Origin of the sequence: Mammaliicoccus sp. P-M58, from assembly GCF_022386165.1 — a bacterium.
Taxonomy (GTDB): domain Bacteria; phylum Bacillota; class Bacilli; order Staphylococcales; family Staphylococcaceae; genus Mammaliicoccus; species Mammaliicoccus sciuri.
In genome coordinates this window covers 19,846-40,284 of the sequence record NZ_JAJNJI010000017.1, presented here as the reverse complement: position 1 = coordinate 40,284, position 20,439 = coordinate 19,846, and the positions used below count along the sequence as shown (strand labels likewise).

19 protein-coding genes and 2 tRNA genes are annotated in these 20,439 nt (G+C 30.7%); 9 read left to right on the top strand and 12 right to left on the bottom strand.

The genetic code is table 11. From position 1 onward, the window contains the following. The first annotated feature begins 27 nt into the window (after positions 1-27). Positions 28-1,086 (top strand): tyrosine-type recombinase/integrase, encoded by a 1,059-nt coding sequence (locus tag LQ694_RS14575; protein ID WP_185160477.1) that lies wholly within the window; start codon positions 28-30, stop codon positions 1,084-1,086. A 162-nt stretch (positions 1,087-1,248) separates the two neighbouring features. On the opposite strand, the gene LQ694_RS14570 is transcribed toward LQ694_RS14575, so the two are convergent. The 4 genes from LQ694_RS14570 to LQ694_RS14555 all read right to left on the bottom strand — a co-directional run bounded on the left by LQ694_RS14570 (position 1,249) and on the right by LQ694_RS14555 (position 2,578). Further along, a tRNA-Ser gene (locus tag LQ694_RS14570) sits at positions 1,249-1,336 on the bottom strand. A gap of 1 nt (position 1,337) precedes the next feature. Further along, a tRNA-Asn gene (locus tag LQ694_RS14565) sits at positions 1,338-1,412 on the bottom strand. Positions 1,413-1,544: 132 nt separating this feature from the next. Continuing rightward, positions 1,545-2,099: a competence protein ComK gene (locus LQ694_RS14560; protein WP_058612189.1), complete on the bottom strand. Its 555-nt coding sequence runs from the start codon at positions 2,097-2,099 to the stop codon at positions 1,545-1,547. Between the two features lie 113 nt (positions 2,100-2,212). Continuing rightward, positions 2,213-2,578, bottom strand: coding sequence for a VOC family protein (locus tag LQ694_RS14555; protein ID WP_204189708.1), 366 nt, complete (start codon positions 2,576-2,578; stop codon positions 2,213-2,215). A gap of 243 nt (positions 2,579-2,821) precedes the next feature. Here LQ694_RS14555 and LQ694_RS14550 point away from each other — a divergent pair, with 243 nt between their 5' ends. Continuing rightward, the gene (locus LQ694_RS14550) at positions 2,822-3,037 is read left to right on the top strand and encodes an IDEAL domain-containing protein (protein ID WP_016911637.1); all 216 of its coding nucleotides are present in this window, start codon (positions 2,822-2,824) and stop codon (positions 3,035-3,037) included. Positions 3,038-3,110: 73 nt separating this feature from the next. Here LQ694_RS14550 and lplA read toward each other — a convergent pair whose 3' ends face one another. Beyond that, positions 3,111-4,106: a lipoate--protein ligase gene (gene lplA / locus LQ694_RS14545; RefSeq protein WP_058612191.1), complete on the bottom strand. Its 996-nt coding sequence runs from the start codon at positions 4,104-4,106 to the stop codon at positions 3,111-3,113. A gap of 169 nt (positions 4,107-4,275) precedes the next feature. On the opposite strand from lplA, the gene LQ694_RS14540 reads away from it, so the two are divergent. After that, positions 4,276-4,461: a YkvS family protein gene (locus LQ694_RS14540; protein ID WP_025905642.1), complete on the top strand. Its 186-nt coding sequence runs from the start codon at positions 4,276-4,278 to the stop codon at positions 4,459-4,461. 2 nt (positions 4,462-4,463) lie between these two features. Continuing rightward, positions 4,464-5,069 carry a CPBP family glutamic-type intramembrane protease gene (locus tag LQ694_RS14535; protein WP_025905643.1) on the top strand — a complete coding sequence of 202 codons (606 nt, stop codon included), beginning with the start codon at positions 4,464-4,466 and terminating at the stop codon, positions 5,067-5,069. Between the two features lie 68 nt (positions 5,070-5,137). Here LQ694_RS14535 and LQ694_RS14530 read toward each other — a convergent pair whose 3' ends face one another. Further along, positions 5,138-6,649: a bifunctional metallophosphatase/5'-nucleotidase gene (locus LQ694_RS14530; protein WP_196968630.1), complete on the bottom strand. Its 1,512-nt coding sequence runs from the start codon at positions 6,647-6,649 to the stop codon at positions 5,138-5,140. A gap of 151 nt (positions 6,650-6,800) precedes the next feature. On the opposite strand from LQ694_RS14530, the gene LQ694_RS14525 reads away from it, so the two are divergent. Next, positions 6,801-8,273, top strand: a complete 1,473-nt coding sequence (locus LQ694_RS14525) for an ATP-binding protein (RefSeq protein ID WP_239772159.1) — start codon at positions 6,801-6,803, stop codon at positions 8,271-8,273. A 36-nt stretch (positions 8,274-8,309) separates the two neighbouring features. Here LQ694_RS14525 and LQ694_RS14520 read toward each other — a convergent pair whose 3' ends face one another. From LQ694_RS14520 to LQ694_RS14495, 6 genes are all read right to left on the bottom strand, one after another. Further along, a complete protein-coding gene (locus LQ694_RS14520) occupies positions 8,310-9,662 on the bottom strand; it encodes a TrkH family potassium uptake protein (protein ID WP_058611835.1) in 1,353 nt (450 codons plus the stop codon). Between the two features lie 16 nt (positions 9,663-9,678). Further along, complete coding sequence (locus LQ694_RS14515; protein ID WP_218696756.1) at positions 9,679-11,364, bottom strand: S1C family serine protease; 1,686 nt, start codon at positions 11,362-11,364, stop codon at positions 9,679-9,681. A 212-nt stretch (positions 11,365-11,576) separates the two neighbouring features. Next, on the bottom strand, positions 11,577-12,398 hold the full coding sequence (locus LQ694_RS14510; protein ID WP_048542036.1) for a TerC family protein: 822 nt from the start codon (positions 12,396-12,398) through the stop codon (positions 11,577-11,579). Positions 12,399-12,617: 219 nt separating this feature from the next. Next, entirely contained in the window at positions 12,618-14,180 is a 1,563-nt protein-coding gene (locus LQ694_RS14505; protein ID WP_058611837.1) for a peptide chain release factor 3, read from the bottom strand. Between the two features lie 13 nt (positions 14,181-14,193). Further along, on the bottom strand, positions 14,194-14,433 hold the full coding sequence (locus LQ694_RS14500) for a YueH family protein (protein ID WP_025905650.1): 240 nt from the start codon (positions 14,431-14,433) through the stop codon (positions 14,194-14,196). Then, positions 14,423-15,907 (bottom strand): UDP-N-acetylmuramoyl-L-alanyl-D-glutamate--L-lysine ligase, encoded by a 1,485-nt coding sequence (locus LQ694_RS14495; RefSeq protein ID WP_096791236.1) that lies wholly within the window; start codon positions 15,905-15,907, stop codon positions 14,423-14,425. Before LQ694_RS14495 ends, LQ694_RS14500 begins: the two co-directional genes overlap by 11 nt. A gap of 127 nt (positions 15,908-16,034) precedes the next feature. Here LQ694_RS14495 and LQ694_RS14490 point away from each other — a divergent pair, with 127 nt between their 5' ends. The 4 genes from LQ694_RS14490 to ltaA all read left to right on the top strand — a co-directional run bounded on the left by LQ694_RS14490 (position 16,035) and on the right by ltaA (position 20,403). Then, positions 16,035-16,757, top strand: a complete 723-nt coding sequence (locus tag LQ694_RS14490; RefSeq protein ID WP_096791235.1) for an ABC transporter ATP-binding protein — start codon at positions 16,035-16,037, stop codon at positions 16,755-16,757. Next, on the top strand, positions 16,750-17,883 hold the full coding sequence (locus LQ694_RS14485) for an ABC transporter permease (protein WP_081289154.1): 1,134 nt from the start codon (positions 16,750-16,752) through the stop codon (positions 17,881-17,883). The genes LQ694_RS14490 and LQ694_RS14485 overlap by 8 nt, the downstream gene beginning before the upstream one ends. Before the next feature lie 170 nt (positions 17,884-18,053). Next, positions 18,054-19,229 (top strand): diglucosyl diacylglycerol synthase, encoded by a 1,176-nt coding sequence (locus LQ694_RS14480; protein ID WP_058611840.1) that lies wholly within the window; start codon positions 18,054-18,056, stop codon positions 19,227-19,229. After that, the gene (ltaA, locus tag LQ694_RS14475) at positions 19,207-20,403 is read left to right on the top strand and encodes a lipoteichoic acid biosynthesis MFS flippase LtaA (RefSeq protein ID WP_049319866.1); all 1,197 of its coding nucleotides are present in this window, start codon (positions 19,207-19,209) and stop codon (positions 20,401-20,403) included. The genes LQ694_RS14480 and ltaA overlap by 23 nt, the downstream gene beginning before the upstream one ends. Positions 20,404-20,439: the final 36 nt, after the last annotated feature.

Genomic DNA, 20,439 nt, shown 5'->3' with positions numbered 1-20,439 from the left:
AGGTTTTCTTATAAGGAGTGATAAATAATGAATATTAGTAAACGAGGTAAAACGTGGCAATATGATTTTAGATATGATGGAAATCGTTATCGAAAAGGTGGATTTTTGACTAAAAGAGAAGCAACTGAAAAAGGTAATGAATTGTATAATCAATTAACAAAAGGTTTTAATTTAACAAATGATGTTCCGTTTGTAGATTATTACAATAGTTGGTTAAGTGTTAATAAAGAAGGACAGATATCAGAGAAATCTATGTTACGTTATAAATCTTCTATAGACGTATTTGAAGAAAAGTTTGGTGACTTATCTATTAATAAATTAACTCAGTTGAAATATAGAGAACTACTTAAAGAATATGGTGAAGGTTTATATTTAACTCCACGAAAAGGTGGGCGAACTACAAATAGTGTACAAAAATTACATTTATGTTTAAGAGCAGCCTTACAAGATGCAGTTAGTGAAGGGCTAATATTTAAAGACCCAACATATAAAGCAAAGCCATATGGTACTAAATCATCACAACATGAAAGTACTAAATTTATGACGATAGATAATTATACTAATTTGAAAGATTATGTAACAGGAAGAAAAGAACTGTCATATTTGTTCATATATATTTTGATAATTACGGGTGCGAGATTTGGAGAAGTACAGAAATTAAAATATAGCGATCTAATAAAGAAAGACAATATGATACATTTACCTGGAACTAAAACAGAAACATCTGATAGGACTATACCTATTACCGATAAAGAGATGAAATATTTATTAAAAAGTCTAAAAGAACGACCAATACAAATAGATGGTCACATATTCAATAGTGGAAAAGGTTTAATAACAAATAATGCCGTGACCAAAGTATTAAATAAATTTTGCTTGGAACATCAAATTGGCGCATATACGTTGCATAGTATAAGGCATACGCATTGTTCTTACCTATTGCACAAAGGTGTGTCTATTCATTATATAAGTAAAAGATTAGGTCATGCTAATGTGACTACTACCCTATCAATATACAGTCATTTGTTAGAAGAAATAGAAAAAGAAGAAACGCTTAAACTCAGAAATGTCATGGACAATTTATAGTTGGTCACAAATTTGGTCACAAGATTAAAAAAACGGTGCTAATGTGACCACGTTGTGACCAAAAATTTTAAATAAACCATAATTAGAAGTTTTATATAAAATAAAAAACCCTGATTTATCAAGGTTTTTAAGTAAGATATCATTAACTAATATCGTAAAATACGGAGATGGAGGGATTCGAACCCTCGCGCCGCAGAACGACCTACACCCTTAGCAGGGGCGCCTCTTCAGCCAACTTGAGTACATCTCCATGGCTCCACAGGTAGGACTCGAACCTACGACCGATCGGTTAACAGCCGATAGCTCTACCACTGAGCTACTGTGGAATAATTAAATTTTTATCAAGCACAAATACTATTATATCAAGCATCTTAATATTTTCAAGAGAAAACCTAAAAAAATTAACGGAACATTTACACTTTAGTTGCACTTGTTCCGCTAATATTTAATTTAGTATGCTAATGTTGATTTTTCAAATACATCTTTATAACATCAAGTACACTATATCCATCTTGAGTTAAATCTATATTTGGTGTATTTAGCTGTTTAATAAAGATATTATTTCGGTGATTTCTATAGTACAAACATAAACAGTTTAAGTATTGGTGATTAATTACGTGGTATGAGATTGGAAAAACGAGGCTTTGATCTTGCTCTAAAAATATCTTGGTCTTATTGCCATTATATTCTTTAAAATCTTTAACGTAGAGTATATTTATCCAAGTGTTGTCTATTGACCTTTCGGAACCTGTGCAGAAAAAATAAGTAGAAGTTACTGCGGATACTAAAATCGGGGGTTTGCTCGTGATTCTGGTTAGCCTTTTTGTAAAAAGCTTTCTTTCATTGAAGTGTTCGCCATAAAAGCGACATGACTGATTCATAATTTCTTGAGGTTTCTGTTTAACGATGAACGGTTCTTTACCCGCTTCAGACACCTCAGTATGAATAGTGTGATCATCTACTTTGACTCCTCTAATATACATAGTGTTTTGTTTAATAACATACTTACTCATAGCATGCTCCTTTCAAATTTTTATGTAATTACAACGAATATATTTACATTTATTGTAATTACATAAAATATAATACCTATTTAAATATAAGTCAATACTTTTCAAAATAAATTCTATTGTTTTTCTATAAATTCCAATCGATTTCCAAAAGGATCTAATAAATGGATTCTATTTGCGCCAGGAAAACGTTTATCTGATTTGTACTCTATTTTTTCATTCGTTAAATGTTCTTTTAAATCTTCTAGATTTTCAACATTAATAGCTGGATGTGCTTTTTTTAATGGTTCGAACTCTTCTTCAATACCAATGTGTAAATCAATTTGATTAACATTAAACCAAACGCCTCCGTTACCTCTCAGTGATTCAGGTTTTTCTACTTCATTGAATCCTAATTGATTACAGTAAAAATATCGTGCTTTATCTTCTGACCCTTTAGGTGCTGATAATTGTACATGGTCCCACATTTTTAATTGATACATTATGATTCTCCTTTAGTATTTTTATTAAATATGATTCGATTACTCAAATCTTTCACAACCGTATTCTGAATTGTGAGCAAAATAATTTGAAATTAGATTATAGTAACATATAATGAATTTATAGAGTAAGTTTATCACTGATTTCGAATTATAAATTTACTTTTTAAAATTTCTGAATATTCATTGCATTTAGAAAATAAATACGCTATAATTTTAACAAATAAAGTCAAGGGGTTGTTTAAAATGAAACAATATTCTCAAGTTAAGCACCAGAGTTTAGAAACTTTTGTTAATAACTTAAATGATTTATCAGTTGAGCTTGTGATTGACTCTGCTTTACGTGAAAATCGTAAAAGAGAATTAATGGTTTTAATTGATGAAGCACTTGCGAATCGTAATAATACTTTATTTGAACAATACAGTGAAGAATTAATTCAGTTGGAGGATTTACAATCGTGAGTTGTCATTTAAAATTTAACACATAATAAGAGACTACTTTTGAAAACATTCAAAAATAGTCTCTTTTATTTGTTTATAGCATTATATTAATAATTTCTTCTTTAGCAATATCTCCAAAATAGTGATAAAAATCAATACCTTTTAATGCTTCTTGAATTGATGATTTTTGATGTTGAACACCTATTAATGCTTCTTCAATATCTTTTACGTCTCCGACACCAAAGAAATCACCGAATATTGCTGCGTGTTCTATTTTACCTTTTTTAACGTCTAATTTAATTTGGACAAGTCCTCTATCAAATTTATGACTTCTTTCAAAGTTGTATTTAGGATTCTTACCGTAATTCCATTCCCATTTTTGGTATTTATTTTTACTTAGTTCATTTATGTTATCCCAATCTTCATCAGTTAAGTGATATTCTTCAACATCTTCACTACCCTGTTGTTTAAAGATAGATGTAAGTATACGTTGTTTAAATGTTTCAATATCCATTGGCTCTTCTAAAAATTCTTGTATGTTTGCGACACGTGATCTTATAGATTTGATACCTTTAGACTTTATTTTCGCTTCGTTAACGCGAAGTGCATTTACAACCTCTTCGATTTCACTATTTAACATTAATGTTCCATGTGAGAACATACGATCTTTTTGTTTAACCATTGCATTACCTGATATTTTTCTTTCCCCGACTTGTATATCATTTCTACCAGATAATTCTGCTTTAACACCCATTTCATTTAAAGCATCAACAATTGGTTGCGTAAATTTTGCAAAGTTATGGAAACTGTCTTCGTCATCTTTTGTAACAAAGCTAAAGTTTAAATTACCTAAATCATGATATACAGCTCCACCACCAGAAATTCTTCTTACAACTTTGATATTATTTTTCTCAACATACTCTTGGTTAACTTCTTCGATTGTATTTTGATTTTTTCCTACAATAATAGATGGTTGATTAATGTAGAATAGGAAATAACTATCATCTTTAGGAAGAGAAGTTAAGACATATTCCTCCATAGCTAAATTAATCATAGGATCATTAATACCCTTATTACTTACAAATTTCATTATATTTCCTCCTTCTTTTCTCCCCAAATAGCCTCAAGTATATAGTACCATATGTTTGATTAATCATATGTATGATATGTTTATGTTAAAATAGAGTATATTTGTTAATACTTTATAAACTGAGCATTATTTAGTATAATGTTTCATAGTATTATTTAGGAGGAATAAGATGACAATCGCAGAAGTTGGAAATATCATAGAGTTTCAAGATGGATTAAGAGGTAGAGTTGAAAAAATTAATGAAAATTCAGTTATCGTAGATATCACAATTATGGATAACTTTGAAAGTTTAGAGTTACCTGAAAAAACTGTAGTGAATCATAAGCGTTATACAATAATTTCTGAAGAGGGATAATAGTGAAGAGACAAATTAATCCTCAATTAATATGGTTCATATCTAGTTTCATTATTTTTCACATTATTTTATTCATTATGCAAGGTGAAAAAGAAGTATTCTGGTACTTATATACTGGTATTATGCTGATTGCGGGCATTAGCTATGTCTTTTATCAACGTGACATCAAATCTAAACGATTACTTCAATCAATTGGATATGGTCTCATTGGTGCCATTATATTAGTTCTACTTCAGCTATTATTATCACAAATTTATAATGGCTTGTCATATGCATCCTTATTAAAAGAATTAATGCATGCTGGCGTATTTTATAAGTGGCAAATGCTAGTAACAATTGTAATTGCAATACCTTGTCATGAGTTATATATTAGAACAATATTACAAAATCAGTTGCAACTGAAATTCTCACAACCTATTATTGCAATCGTTGTGAGTGCCCTTGCATCTAGTTCACTATTTTTATATTTAGATAATTTAGCTATATTTATGTTTATATTTTTAGCACAACTCATATTATCTACATTGTATTTCTATACGAAAAGAATCGTAACATCTTATGTTGCTCAAATTGCAGCAATCATCATACTCGTTATAATTTTTAGTTAATACATTTACTAAAAAATAACCCCAAACAAGTTTAGCAATTATGCTAACTTTTTTGGGGTTATTTTATATTAGATAATTTTAAAATAATGTTCTAAATCATATTTACCCTTTGATTCTGTTAGTTCTTCAATCATATATTCAATGACTGTCTTCTTCGCTCTCTCATACGTGGATTCAGAAATAATTTTATTTACGTGTCTAAATAAATAATCTGTCATAATAACTGAATACGAAGCTTCTAAATCAATATTATCTAAGTTAACTCTACTGCCTACAGGTTTACTTAAATCAATCGTGTATTCGAACCCTTTCCATACAGTCATAAGTGTCGGTTCTAAAATATGGTCATTATATTTAACCGTGTCCCCTTCTTTATACAGTGCTGTAGCTGTTCTTTCTATAATGCGCTTTATTTCAGCACCGGATAAATTAATTTTGACCGGTTTATCAGTATGTACATATGATTGATAGACATCTTTAACTTGTAGCTCGCCACGTAAACCGTTACCTGTCGGATTCCCAATTTGTGCACAAACAAAATCAGATTCTTTAAATGCTCTCGTCATACTCTGTTGAATACATTCCATGAACTTATGCGGTTTAATAAATAAGTCCGTTAAATGTTTATAATCTAGCACAACTGGTACGTCAACGACGCTTTGTTCAGACCAATGTTGGACAGCTTTTTGGTCGAAATACGTTAACTCTAATAAATCTCTATCTTCAGGATAACTTGAGATTTCTACGTGCTTAATAGACGTATCGATAATTTCTACTGAATTGGCCCTTTTCTTGAATTGAATTGACATGTCTACAATATTTGTAGCATCTTTACCTGGTTGTATAAACTGTGTTTCTTCAACTTTTAGATCAACGATATGTTCTTGATGTCCAGTAATAATAACATTTACACCTTCCGTACTTTTAGTCATACTTTCTGCATTATTACTATAATACGATCTATAATTATTTTTATCTGTATAAGTGTGCAAACCACCATGGTATAACATAATTAAGAAATCAGGACTTTCTTTTTCATGTAAATATCTCACCCATTTTTTAGCAGTCGTCATGGACTCACCAACAAGCACTTCATCTTCAAACTCAACATTTTTGTTTTCCATAAGGCCACTAGATGTAAATCCTATGATACCTATTTTTATACCCTCTACATATTTAATCGTATAAGGTGTTGTAAAATATGGTTCACGTGTTTTACTATGTTCAATATTTGCTGCTAACCAAGGAAATCTACTTAATGCAATAGATTTATTTAAGAAGTCTAACCCAAAGTTGAATTCGTCAGGGCTAACACCACTTGCATCAAATTGCATTTCATTCATCACTTTAATCATTGGATTTCTCTTATATGGGGCAATTTGTGCATAATAAAAAGCAAACATTGAACCCGACAACATGCCACCATTATCTAACAATAAGACATGGTGATTTGTTTTGCGTTTATGTTTAACGTAAGTGGCCATCTTTAGAATGTTACCACTAATACCACTTTTTCCTATTTGTCCATGTAAGTCAGAAGTAGCTAGTAAATCAATTGTTATGGTTTCATTCGTATTCAATGCTATCCCCACCTTTTTATTTATTTTACCATTTTTAAATACTGTTAGGGCAGTATAAGAACATTTGGATGGAAAATTTATTTAATATGTATTGGCAATAATTGTTAATCATAATATACTCTATTAGTAATCAATAAACTTGGAGGCAATAATGAAATCATTTAATAAATTAATCATCATTAATTTTGCTATCGCTTTAGTCATTTCATTAATGATTGGTATTATTATAAGTAAAAATTATACAAATAGAGTTAATCAAAGATTAGAAACGACAAAAGAAATTGTAAACTTAAAAATTAATACCTTTATAAATGAATCAAATAGCATTTCTGAATCTTTAACAACCATTTTATCAAACAGCCGAAACGAAAAATTTATTAATCAGTTTTTAGAGGATAATCACACAAGGTATACTTGGATTGACCATATTTATATTTTGAATGATCAAAAACAAATCGTTTATGATTCTAAAGGAACTGATTATACCTCTCTTAAAGATTTTAACAAATATAAATTTCATTTTCCTTTTACAGCTAATTCAAGTTTAAGTAGTGAAAAAATTTCATTAAAAAATGCCAATACATTATTATTAACCAATCATTTAAAAGTACAAAACAAAGACTACACTGTTGCTTCAGAAATAAATATGTCATCATTTAAAAATGAAATTAATTTAATTTCTAAAAGATATCATATTCAAGTCAATGGTATCGATGGTACTGAAATTTATCAAGTTGGAAAAAAATATAAGCATTCTAAATCCATAAATTATTTATATGATCAATTACCTATCTCATTAACAATTAGCGGACAATATAATTTTATGACACGCATTATTTTACCGAGCATTTTTATATTTTTAGTTGTATTTATATTATTATCTATTGTTACACTTATATTTAAAAATAGATCCGAACGATTAGAACATGAAAAAATAATTGAACAAGCAAATAATGAAAAGCTTAGACTAATTGGTACACTCGCTGCCAATACAGCACATGAAATTAAAAATCCACTTACAAGCATTAATGGATTTATTGAACTAACTAGAATGAAATATGATAGAGATAAACAAGACTATCATTTTAATATTATTTCAGAAGAACTAGATAGAATTAATAATATCGTTACACAATTTTTATTTTTAGGAAAGCCAACTAACCTTACCTATTCAAATGTAAACATTAATCAATCTATCAAAGAAGTTGCACAGTTTTTGAAGTATGAGCTTGAACAACATAACATTAATATTACTTTAACATTACCAGGTTCTCCTATATTTGCATTTATTTCAGAAGATCAATTAAAACAAATTCTCATCAATCTTATTCAAAATGCAAAAGATGCCTTATTAGATGTTAATCAACCAGAAATTGAAATTCAATTACAACACACACATGCAAACCAAGCAACGATTATATTTAAAGATAACGGGGCCGGTATGTCTAAAGAGATACAACAAAAAATATTCGAGCCTTTCTTTACAACGAAAGAATCTGGTAGTGGCCTCGGTTTATACTTAAGTAAGAAACTCATCGAAGATTGGGAAGGTGAAATTAGCGTATTTACGAATATGACTAAAGGTACTACGTTTATAATTACCATACCTACTATTAAGCCATAATAGAAAGCAAGCGACCTAGTCGCTTGCTTTTTATATTTAACCTATTTGTATACGTTCTTTAGGATAATGGAATTTATCAGGTGTTGATTTTCCACCTAACATGACAACAAAACATAATAGTCCTACCCGACCTATAAACATCAACATCATGATGACGATTTTAGATCCTAATTGTAAGCCATCTGTAATCCCCATTGATAATCCACATGTCCCGAACGCTGACATCGTTTCAAAGAATATAGATAACAAATCATGTTTGCCATCTTCAAATCGAACGACAGATAACACACCTACAAACGTAATCGCTAATGCAAGTGAAATAACGGCAAATGATCTTTGTATATCAATTGGATGTATTTCTCTATTGAAAGCTTTAATCGTTGTTCGACCATTACTAAAGTTCACTAAGTATAAGACAAGTATCGTAAATGTTGTCGTTCTTATACCGCCACCTACTGAACTTGGCGAAGACCCTATAAACATTAGCCCACCTAAGAAGAAGTTGGTCGCTTCAGTAAAATGACTTAAATCTATAGTTGAAAGTCCAGCACTTCTTGTAGATGAAGATTGGAACATTGCATAGAATAAAGCTTTATGCCATGAAACATCTTTAAATGCATTTGAAAACTCAAATAAATAAATCACGATTGTGCCTAGTAAAAATAAAAACAAATAAGTGGCACTCGCTATTTTTGTGAAAAGCGAGAACCTAAAGTTTGGAATTGAATTTTTCATGTATGTTTTGACTTCAATCAATACAGGGAACCCGATTGCACCTAACATAATGAGTAACATAATGATTGTTTGAACGAAATAATCATTAGCATAAGGCGCTAATGATTCGCCCGTAATATCAAGACCACCATTTGTAGTTGCAGAAACAGATGCAAATATACCATGATGTATCGCTTCTTTCACCGATCCAATATCTTTATAGAAATAAAATGATAACAATATCGCACCAATGACTTCAATCATTAAAATTGTTCTCACAATATCTAATATTAACTTAACGACACCATTCATAGCATTTGAATTACTATCTAACATAATTAATTGACGTTCACGTAAGCCGATATGTTTACCTAAAATGACCCAAAGTAATGTACCAATTGCCATTACACCTATGCCACCGATATTAAGAATAATAAGGATGATAGCTTGTCCAAATGTGGTAAATGTATCTTCAATTGTAACAGGCGTTAACCCCGTTACACTGACACCAGATACAGCAACAAATAATGTATCGACTGGTGCGATTTTAACACCAGGTTTAACAACATAAGGTAAATTTAATAATAAAAAGGCGACAATAATTGCGCCCAAATAATATAATACAATACCCTGCTGTGGAGTCATTTTTTGAAAAAAGTATTTTATAATGGACACAAATTGTCACCTCTAATTATTTCAATGTTAATTTTTTCGTAATTTCTTTTCCATCTCGGATAAGCTTCAAGTTAACACTATCGCCTTTTTTATGATTATTATATAATTCTTTTCTAAATTCAAGATTATTTTCAATTTTTGTATCATTAATACCAACGATTACATCATTAAACTTAACGCCAGCTTTGTCCGCATTACCGTCTTTTGTAACACCAGTAATGGCCATTCCTGATTTATACTTATCGGGTAAAGATATTTGTGACTTTTCACTATCACTCATTTTAGAATAGTTTTGAGCCATGATACCCAATTCTGGACGTTCAATTTTACCGTTTTTCTCTAATTTATTAATGTAGTCAGTAGCGTCATTTGAAGGAATTGCAAAAGCCATACCTTCTACATTAGGCATATCGATTTTCAACGATACGATACCTATTAAATTACCTTGTGAGTCTAATATAGGTCCACCCGAGTTACCAGGATTGACTGCAGCATCTGTTTGGATAGCTTTAATTTCCCAATCATACTCGTCATCACCATTAAAATCAACAGGAACTTTTCTGTCTAGACCTGAAACAACGCCTGTAGAAATACTATTTTGGAATTCAGAACCTAACGGACTACCTATTACAATAGCTGTTTCACCTAAAATCAAATTGTCTGAGTCCTCAAATTTAATTGGTTTAAAATCTTCAGTTTTTTCGATTGGAATCGTTAAGACTGCAATATCAGACCATTGATCTGAACCTAATACTTTACCGTCATACTTTTTACCATTTGCTGTTGTAATAATTGGTTTCTTATCAGTTGATACAACATGTGCGTTTGTTACTATGTATGCTTTTTTATTTTCAACTTTATAAACGACGCCTGAACCGACGCCGCTATTTTCTTCTTTTTCCTTAGCTGAAGATTCTTTCTTACTAGATACATCTGAATCTTCATGAGATACACCCACGACTGAGTTTTTAGATTTCTCTACAGCTTCCATAACATTCGTAATAGGTTTTTGGAATCCTTTTTGAGATTGCTTTTCTTCAATTGTTTTTCTACTTTCGTTAGGAGGATTTACATTTTGGAATATACTCCACACTAAAATAAATATTAATATGATTGCTAAAATGATCGCAATGATTGGCCAGTGTTTTTCTATTTTAGTTAAAAATGTATTGAGAAAACTATTTTTATTTTGAGATTTTTGTTCTACTTTTTCATCATGTTTAGCACCGAGCTGTTTATTTATTTCAAAGTCATTATCTTTAGAAAAAGTTTTACCCGTCTCTGCCTGTTTTTGTTCACTTACTTTTTCATATCTAATCTCCTCAGATTCTTCTTCAGAGTCTATTCCGTGGTGTTCATCATCTGTTTGAACTTCATCTTTATGTAATACTTCATCTTGTTCACTATGTTCTTGATGTGATTCAGCAAGTCGGTCATCATCTAAATCAATTGTTGGATGCGATTTAGATTCTTCTTCTTGTTTTTTGATTTCTTCTTTCGTTAATTTTTCAATACGTGCTTTTTGCATATTTTCCTTAACACGTAATTCATTTTTCTTTTGAAGTTCTCGTTCATTTGCTTTTTTTATTTCATTTTCTTTTTTCTCTTGTTCGATTCTTTTTTCACGTTCTTCATTATGAAAAAATTCACGTCGCTGTCTCTTATATTCATTTCTAGGAATGACATGCTTTTTTCGTGACATTTATTGCCCTCCTCAATCTAAACACTTAATGTATCTATTATGCCATATAATACTAAATTTATTAACATAAAACCATTGTAATTCTCAATATTACACACCTATTTTTACATATATTTGCAAATTCATTCAATATGAATTATTCATTTAAAAAAAACATAAAAAACACCAACAAAGTCAACTATAAACTTTGTTGGTGTTTTGTCTAATAAATATTAATTTGTTGTCTTTTTATTATTACGTACTGAAGTGATCCAGCCAATAATAACGAGTAATAATAATACTGACCAGAATATTGATTGCCATAATATGCCATGTGGGAAATCATGAGGTAATACACCAATTTCATCATGCGCCAATACAATCACAAACAGTTTAATACCTACCCAACCTACAATAGCAAATGCTGCCGCTTCTAAATTTGGATATTTATTTAATAATTCAACAAAGTATGTTGCTGCAAATCTCATAATAACAACACCAATAATACCACCAACAAACATAACACCGAACTGACCTGCATCCATACCACCAAAGTGGATACCCAATGCTGGTAATGTTACTGCGATAGCAAATGCAGCTAACATTGAATCAATCGCAAATGCGATATCTGCAAATTCTACTTTTAATACAGTCATCCAAAAATTCTTTTTCAATTTATGATGACCGTGTCCATCTGAAGGAAATTCTGATTCAGAGAAATCATCTTTAGCTTCTACGTCGTCTGGCGTCTTGAGCTCTTCACCTTTATGCTTTTTAAAATCTATCAAATTCTTAATGGACATATAAATTAAATATAATGCCCCTGCCGCTTGAATTGGCCAGAAGTTAGCTAAGAAACTAATTAAGAATAATGATAAAAATCTAAATACAAACGCTCCTAATAAGCCATAGAACAATGCTTTTTTCCTTAAATCTTCTGGTAAATGTTTGACCATTACGGCCATAACAACAGCATTATCTGCAGCTAATAATCCTTCAAGAAATATTAATACAACTAATACCCAACCATAACTAATTAACAAACTCGGATCCATCTATTCACACTCCATTCTTTTTTTGTAAAAAACAAAAGAGACCATGCCTAATAAAAGGCAAAGGTCTCACTTAACATTTATATGATGTCCATATTACCGGAAACTTATGTTTCGTAATGACGATAATATGCTAGAATTTTTAAGTTCTAAAGTTACTCCCCTTCGACAAAGTCGTAGGTCTATTTAGTTTTACTTAATTATTATACAATGTTTTGTTCTTTATAACAAACTAAATAATTTAATTTCCGGGAATTTATCTTCAAACCATCTAGTTGCAAATTCATTTTCAAACAAGAATACATATTGGTCATAACGGTCTTTAACTAAAATAGATCTACTTGAATTCATATTGTCTGTAATATCTTTTTCATTTTCAATCCATCTTGCAATTTTCTTACCGACTTGTTCCATAACAACATCAACATTATATTCATTTTTCATACGATGCTCGAACACTTCAAATTGTAATTGTCCAACTGCACCTAATATGATTTGATTCGTGTGCAAGGTTTTATAAAGTTGAATTGCACCTTCTTGAACTAATTGTTCAATCCCTTTATGGAAGTGCTTTTGTTTCATTACATTTTTAGCGCTAACTTTCATAAATATTTCAGGTGTAAATTGTGGTAATGATTCAAAATGGAATTTTTGGTTTCCACCTACAAGGGTGTCACCAATTTGATAATTTCCAGTGTCATATAACCCAATAATATCACCACTAACAGCATGGTTTACAGTTTGTGTATCATCTGCCATAAATGAAGTTGAACGCGTAATTTTTTGTTTTTTCTTATTACGTTGTAGTGTAACATCCATACCTCTTTCGAATGCACCACTCACGACTCTCATAAACGCTATTCTATCTCTATGTCTTGGATCCATGTTAGCTTGTATCTTAAAGATAAATCCTGAGAAGTCTTGATCGAATGGATCAACAACATCTCCTTCTTCAGTCTTGCGTCCACTTGGCATTGGCGCATAATCAACATATGCATTAAGGAAATTTTGAACACCGAAATTCGCTAAAGCTGAACCGAAGAATACTGGTGTTAACTCTCCAGCTAACAATAATTCTTCGTCAAATTGTTCACCGACTTCATCTACAAGCATTAACTCATCAATTGCCTGTGCAAATTGTGAATCATTTTTGATTGGATGATCTTCTTCTAATTCATAGTCGTCATTTAAATGTAAGATATTCTCTTCATCTCTGAATGGCTCAATTGTCTTATCTGATCTATCTATAATTCCAAAGAAATTTTGTCCCATTCCAATTGGCCAATTCATAGGATAAGTTTCTATTTCTAATGTTTTCTCAATTTCTTCTAAAAGTTCAAAAGGCTCTTTACCCATTCTGTCTAATTTGTTGATAAATGTAAAAATAGGTATACCTCTCATTTTACATACTTTAAACAATTTCAATGTTTGTGGTTCGATACCTTTCGCACAGTCAATAACCATTACAGCACTATCTACAGCCATTAATGTTCTATAAGTATCTTCAGAAAAGTCTTCATGTCCTGGTGTATCTAATATATTAATGTTGTAATGATCATAATCAAATTGCATAACTGAACTTGTAACAGAAATACCACGTTCTTGTTCTACTTTCATCCAGTCACTTGTCGCAAATTTACCTGTCTTTTTACCTTTAACGGTACCTGCTTGTCTAATCGCACCACCAAAAAGTAATAATTTTTCAGTTAATGTTGTTTTACCAGCATCTGGGTGGGATATTATCGCAAATGTCTTTCTACTTTCTACTTCTTGTTTAATCGTCACAATTCATTTCTCCTTATAATTCGGATGTCCATTGGCTAATTCTATTTGCTAATTCATTTGCTTCATCTTCATCAAGTACATTAAACAAATGCAAGTACAAATGCTCAATTAAAGATTCTCCGTATAAATCGTAATCTACTTCAATAGACCAAAATAAATCCGGAATCGAAATCACAAAATATTCTTCTTTTTTATTTTCATATATATAAACTTTACAATTTAAGTTTTGCGAATGACTTTCTCTAATCTTCACTTGGCTTTCCTCCATACTTTTCATATGCCGCCTCTAAACCGATTAAATCATCTCTATGAGGCACTTTGATATGTCCAGGCATGATTTGATATGGTTCTCTCCCTTTAGATGCGAGAACAACTGTATCACCTGGCTCAGAAATTTCTATTGCATGTTTAATGCCTTCTGCTCTATCTTCAAATTCTACATAATTATTATGTGTCGCTCCTTTAGCTAATTCTGCTGTTAACATTTTAGGATCATCATTTGCAGGATTATCTGGTGTAAATATCACATAATCTGCTCGACAACTTATTTTACCCATTTCTGGTGTTTTTGTTAAGTCTCTTTCTCCTGCCATGCCAACTAAGAATATTAATTTTTGTTTTACAAATGGTTTCACTGCATCTATTAATTTATCCATTCCATCTGGTGTATGTGCATAATCAATAATTAAATCTATTGGTAAGTTTCTATCTAATACTTCTAAACGCCCTTCAACTGCAGGCATATTTCCAACTGCTTTAGTAATATTGTTCAATTCATAACCTTGCGCCCACAAACCTATAATGCTTGCTAATAAATTAAGGACATTAAATTTACCTAAATAAGGTGACTGTACCTTGTAAGAACCAAATGGTGTTACAAGTGTAAAACGCACACCGCTTATAGATTCTTCTATATCTTTAGCCATAAAATCCGCTTCGTTATCAATGCCATATGTAAATATTTCGAACGGTGATACTGGTATTAATTCTTTTATAAATGGATCATCTGCATTCAATATTACATATTTGTCTTTTCTGTAGTCTTGACCTAATTGGCTAAATAATAATGATTTAGCATGTCCGTAAGCTTCCATCGTACCATGAAAATCTAAATGATCTTGTGTTAAATTTGAAAAAATAGCGATATCAAATTCTAACCCTCGAAGTCTACCGATAACTAACCCGTGACTTGAGACTTCAAATGTCATACTCTCACATTCTTTATCAACCGCTTCAACGATATGTTTTGTTAAAGTAACGGTTTCTGGAGTTGTATTAACACCTTTAGTAATTGTTTCATTAATTTGAAAACCGTTTGTTCCTAAATATGCACTATTTTTACCTAAACCTCTCGTTAAATGATGAATCATTGTCGCAATTGTCGTCTTACCATTTGTACCAGTTACGCCAATTGTCGTTAATTTTTGACTAGGAAAATCAAATAATACATGACTAAAGATACTTGCTACTTTCAATGTATCCTTAACCACAATTAATAATACGTCATCATTTAATTCTACATAACGATCACTCACAATGACACTACATCCTTGCTCAACCACATTCGGTATAAATTTATGACTATCTACTGTATATCCTTTTGATGCCACAAATATAGAGCTTTCTTGAGCATTTCTTGAATCTGTCGTAATATCATGAACTTCTTGGTCAATTTGACCGTAAGTTTGTTTAATTTTTATTTTATTTAATAACGTTTTAACATTCATCGTTATTGCTCCTTTATTTTCAATAGGTCTATTATACACTTTCTTATGTTGATTTTATAGCTTAGACTATAACTATAAACAATTATAAAATGAGTGAGTGTTTACTTTTAAATAAAGGGGTGCTTTTATGATTAATATTCAATCCATATCCAAATCTTATGGAAAAGCAGTTATTTTAAAAGATGTAACAACTCAATTTGAACCTGGTTTAATAACAGGTTTAATTGGCCCATCAGGTGCAGGCAAGACGACTTTAATCAAATGTATTTTAGGCATGACAACTATGGATTCTGGTACAATTACGATCAATGGCAACCGTATTCCTAACAGAGAAATTTTAAGGTCTATTGGTTACATGTCTCAAAGTGATGCTTTATTTGATGATTTAACAGCTGTTGAAAATTTGAAATTCTTTGCGAAATTATATATTCATAAAGCACTTAAATTAGATATCACCGAACAAATCGAACGCACGCTGGAAATTGTCAACTTAACACACGAAAAACATAAAAAAGTTAAAGCATTTTCTGGAGGAATGAAACGCAGATTATCTCTTGCAATTAGTATGATTCAAAATCCAGACATATTGATTTTAGATGAGCCAACAGTTGGCATCGACCCTAGATTAAGAAAATCAATATGGAATGATTTGTTTCAATTTAGAGATGAAGGTAAGACAATTCTTATTACAACACATGTATTAGATGAGGCTGATAAATGTGATCGTTTATTACTAATGAGAGAAGGCCAAATTATTTCTTATGGTACGCCAAATGAAATTAAATCATCATATAACGTAAATACGATTGAAGATGTCTTCCTAGCGTTAGGAGATGGTGCACATGATTAATATTGCCACGCGAATTTTCAAACAAGTCATAAGAGATAAACGTACCCTTATGCTCTTACTCATTGCACCGTTATTAATAATGACGTTGATTTATTTTTTATTTAACTATTCAGATGAGTCAACTGATCTAAAAGTGGGTATATATCAAGTAAACGATCAAATCATTTCAACCCTCAAAAACCAAGATATTAAAATTCAGACTTATTCAAATCAACTAGATTTAAAACATAAATTTAAAGCTGATCATTTAGACGGTTTTCTATCATTAGACGATAACAAACTAAATATTACTTACGAAAATACTGATCCAAGCAAAACGAGTCAATTAAAGTTAACCATCAATAAATTGATCATCATGCAAAGCACAAAACAATTGTCATCTGTCGTTAATCAACAAGGGAAAATCATTCAGTCTATAACTCAACAACTACCAAAAGCCGAAAAGTCTCAAGTTTCGGCTAAATACCCAAATCATATAACAAAGTTAGATGCCAAAGAGTATTATTTACATGGTGATAAAGATACAAATTATTTTGATACTATAAGTCCTATTTTAATCGCATTTTTCGTATTCTTCTTTACATTCTTAATTTCAGGTATTTCATTACTCAAAGAAAGAACATCTGGAACTTTAGAAAGAACATTATCTTCACCTATTAAAAAACATGAAATTATTTTAGGTTATATAATAGGTTATGGTACATTTGCCATCATACAAACAACTTTGATTGTTTTATATGCTATTTATGTATTACAAATGGTTACTGAAGGCAACATATTATTAGTATTTGTTACGAATGTACTCGTGGCGTTTATAGCACTTACACTTGGTTTATTGTTATCGACATTCGCATCATCAGAATTTCAAATGATTCAATTTATTCCTTTAGTTGTGATTCCTCAAGTCTTTTTTGCAGGAATCATACCAGTGGAAAGCATGCATAAAGTACTCGTATATATAGCACATATCATGCCGTTATATTATGCAGGTGATACCATTCAAAATGTTATGTTAAGAGGCTATCACTTATCAGATATTTATATGAATTGGATAATACTATTAGGTATATTCTTCTTACTGTTAGTATTAAATATGATTGGTATGAATCGATACAGAAAAGTTTAACCAAATCACATGCATAATGACGTATAATTTGTTAAATATCTCCAACTAAAACATTGATATAGTATAAAGTTTTTATATAAATTTTGTAATTATATGCAATATCTTTTCACAAAATAGCTAAAATGCGTTAAACTATCATAGAAATTAAATACAAATACGGAGTGTGGCTAATGGTTTCTCAAAACAAAAAATTATTGATTATTACAGGTTCTTTCGGTAATGGTCATCTACAAGTTACGAATAGTATTGTGAAACAATTTGGTGAAATGAATTTAAATCATTTAACTGTTATTGAGCATGATTTATTTTTGGAAGCACACCCTATTATGACTTCAATTGCGAAACAATGGTATATAAACAGCTTTAAGTATTTCAGAAATATGTATAAGTTCTTCTACTATAGTAGACCTGAACAAATTGATAAATGTTTCTATAAATACTATGGATTAAATAAATTATTGAATTTACTTATAAAAGAAAAGCCTGATTTGATTTTGTTAACTTTTCCGACACCAGTCGTATCAGTTTTAACGGAACAATTCAATTTGAATATACCTATCGCTACAGTTATGACGGACTACCGTTTACACAAGAACTGGGTAACACCACACTCAAATAGATACTATGTAGCAACGAAAGATTTGAAAAATGAAATTGAATCTATCGGTGTAAAAAGCGATGCAATTAAAGTAACAGGCATACCTATTTCTAAACAATTTGAGCAACCAATCGATCGATATCACTGGTTAACAAAACACAAATTAGATCCCGACAAAAAGGTCATTTTAATGTCTGCTGGCGCATTCGGTGTCTCAACAGGCTTCTCAACTATGATTAGTAAAATAGATATGTATGCTAAAGACACTCAAGTTGTCATGATATGTGGTAATAGTAAAAGCTTAAAAAATGAACTTAGAAATCATTTCAAAGATAATGATAATGTACTTATACTAGGTTATACGAAACATATGAATGAATGGATGGCATCTAGCCAACTTATGATTACTAAACCAGGTGGTATCACTATTTCAGAGGCGTTCTCTAGACATTTACCACTTATATTCTTAAATCCAGCACCTGGACAAGAGTTAGAAAATGCTGAGTATTTTAGACAAAAAGGATACGGTAAAATAGCACACACACCAGAAGAAGCGACTAAACTCGTTATTTCACTCATGAATCAACCATCTAGACTTAAAGAAATGACACAACTACTAGAAGAAAATTATATTGAAAAATCAACAGAAAATATTTGCAAAGACTTACTTTCATTATTAAGTGATTCACTTTCTTATAATGAAGTTTATGGAAAGGTTCCTATGTATGCCAAATACTTCATCAGATAAAACGTTTCACAAAAAAGATTTTAGGTTAATGCTCATCATATTATTTATGATGGAATTTGCGAGAGGTATGTACATTTTAAGTTATTTACCAATTCTACCAACAACCACTGCTAAAGTGACTGTTGGTATTACTTCTTTAGCTATTTCTTTACACTTTATTAGTGATGCATTAACGAATTTCGTCATAGGTTTTCTTCTAAAACGATTTGGTCCAACAGTTATATTAACGTGTGGATTTATATTAGCATTTACGAGTTTAGCACTCATTATTTTCATACCATCACCTATCGTATTTATTTTAAGTGCCATATTATTAGGTATCGCAGTTAGTCCAATTTGGGTCATTATGTTATCCAGTGTTGACGAAGCATCTAGAGGTAAACAAATGGGATATGTTTATTTCAGTTGGTTAGTCGGATTATTATCAGGTATGATTTTCATGAATTTACTATTTAAACTACATCCTACTAGATTTACATTTATGATGGCTTTATGTGTACTTGTTGCATGGATATTATTCTATTTTGTTAAAGTACAGCTCACAAATTACGAAAGTAAATCTGTTAAAAAACAACTACGTGAAATCGTACAAGTAACAAGAAGACATTTATTGCTATTTCCAGGTATCTTTTTACAAGGATCTGCAATCGGCATGCTTGTCCCTATATTGCCAACATATGCAACAAAACATATGGGTGTTACGACACTAGAATATACACTTTTACTCATTGTTGGCGGTATTGGATGTACCATTTCGATGTTATTCTTTTCTAAATTGATGGACAAACATTCTAAAGCATTTACACACCTTGTGATTTTTGTAGGATTTTTAGCATATAGCTCATTTATATTTGGTTTAACTGTATTAACACAATTATTTATTGTTCTATTGATTGCTTTACTCATTGGTACGATTTATGGGTTACTCTTACCAGCATGGAATACATTTATGGCTGGTCAAATTCATAATAAAGTACAAGAAGAAACATGGGGTGTCTTCAATAGTGTTCAAGGATTTGGAACAATGATTGGCCCCGTATTAGGTGGGTTAATATCTGAAGTATTTAGAGATGTATATTATACAATTTATGCTTCAAGTATTATGTTCTTATTCTTAGCATTATTCTATGGTACATTCTTTATCATTAATTATAGAAAAAGAAAATCAGCATAATAAAAAAGAAGCAGAAGGTATTAAATCCATACCTTC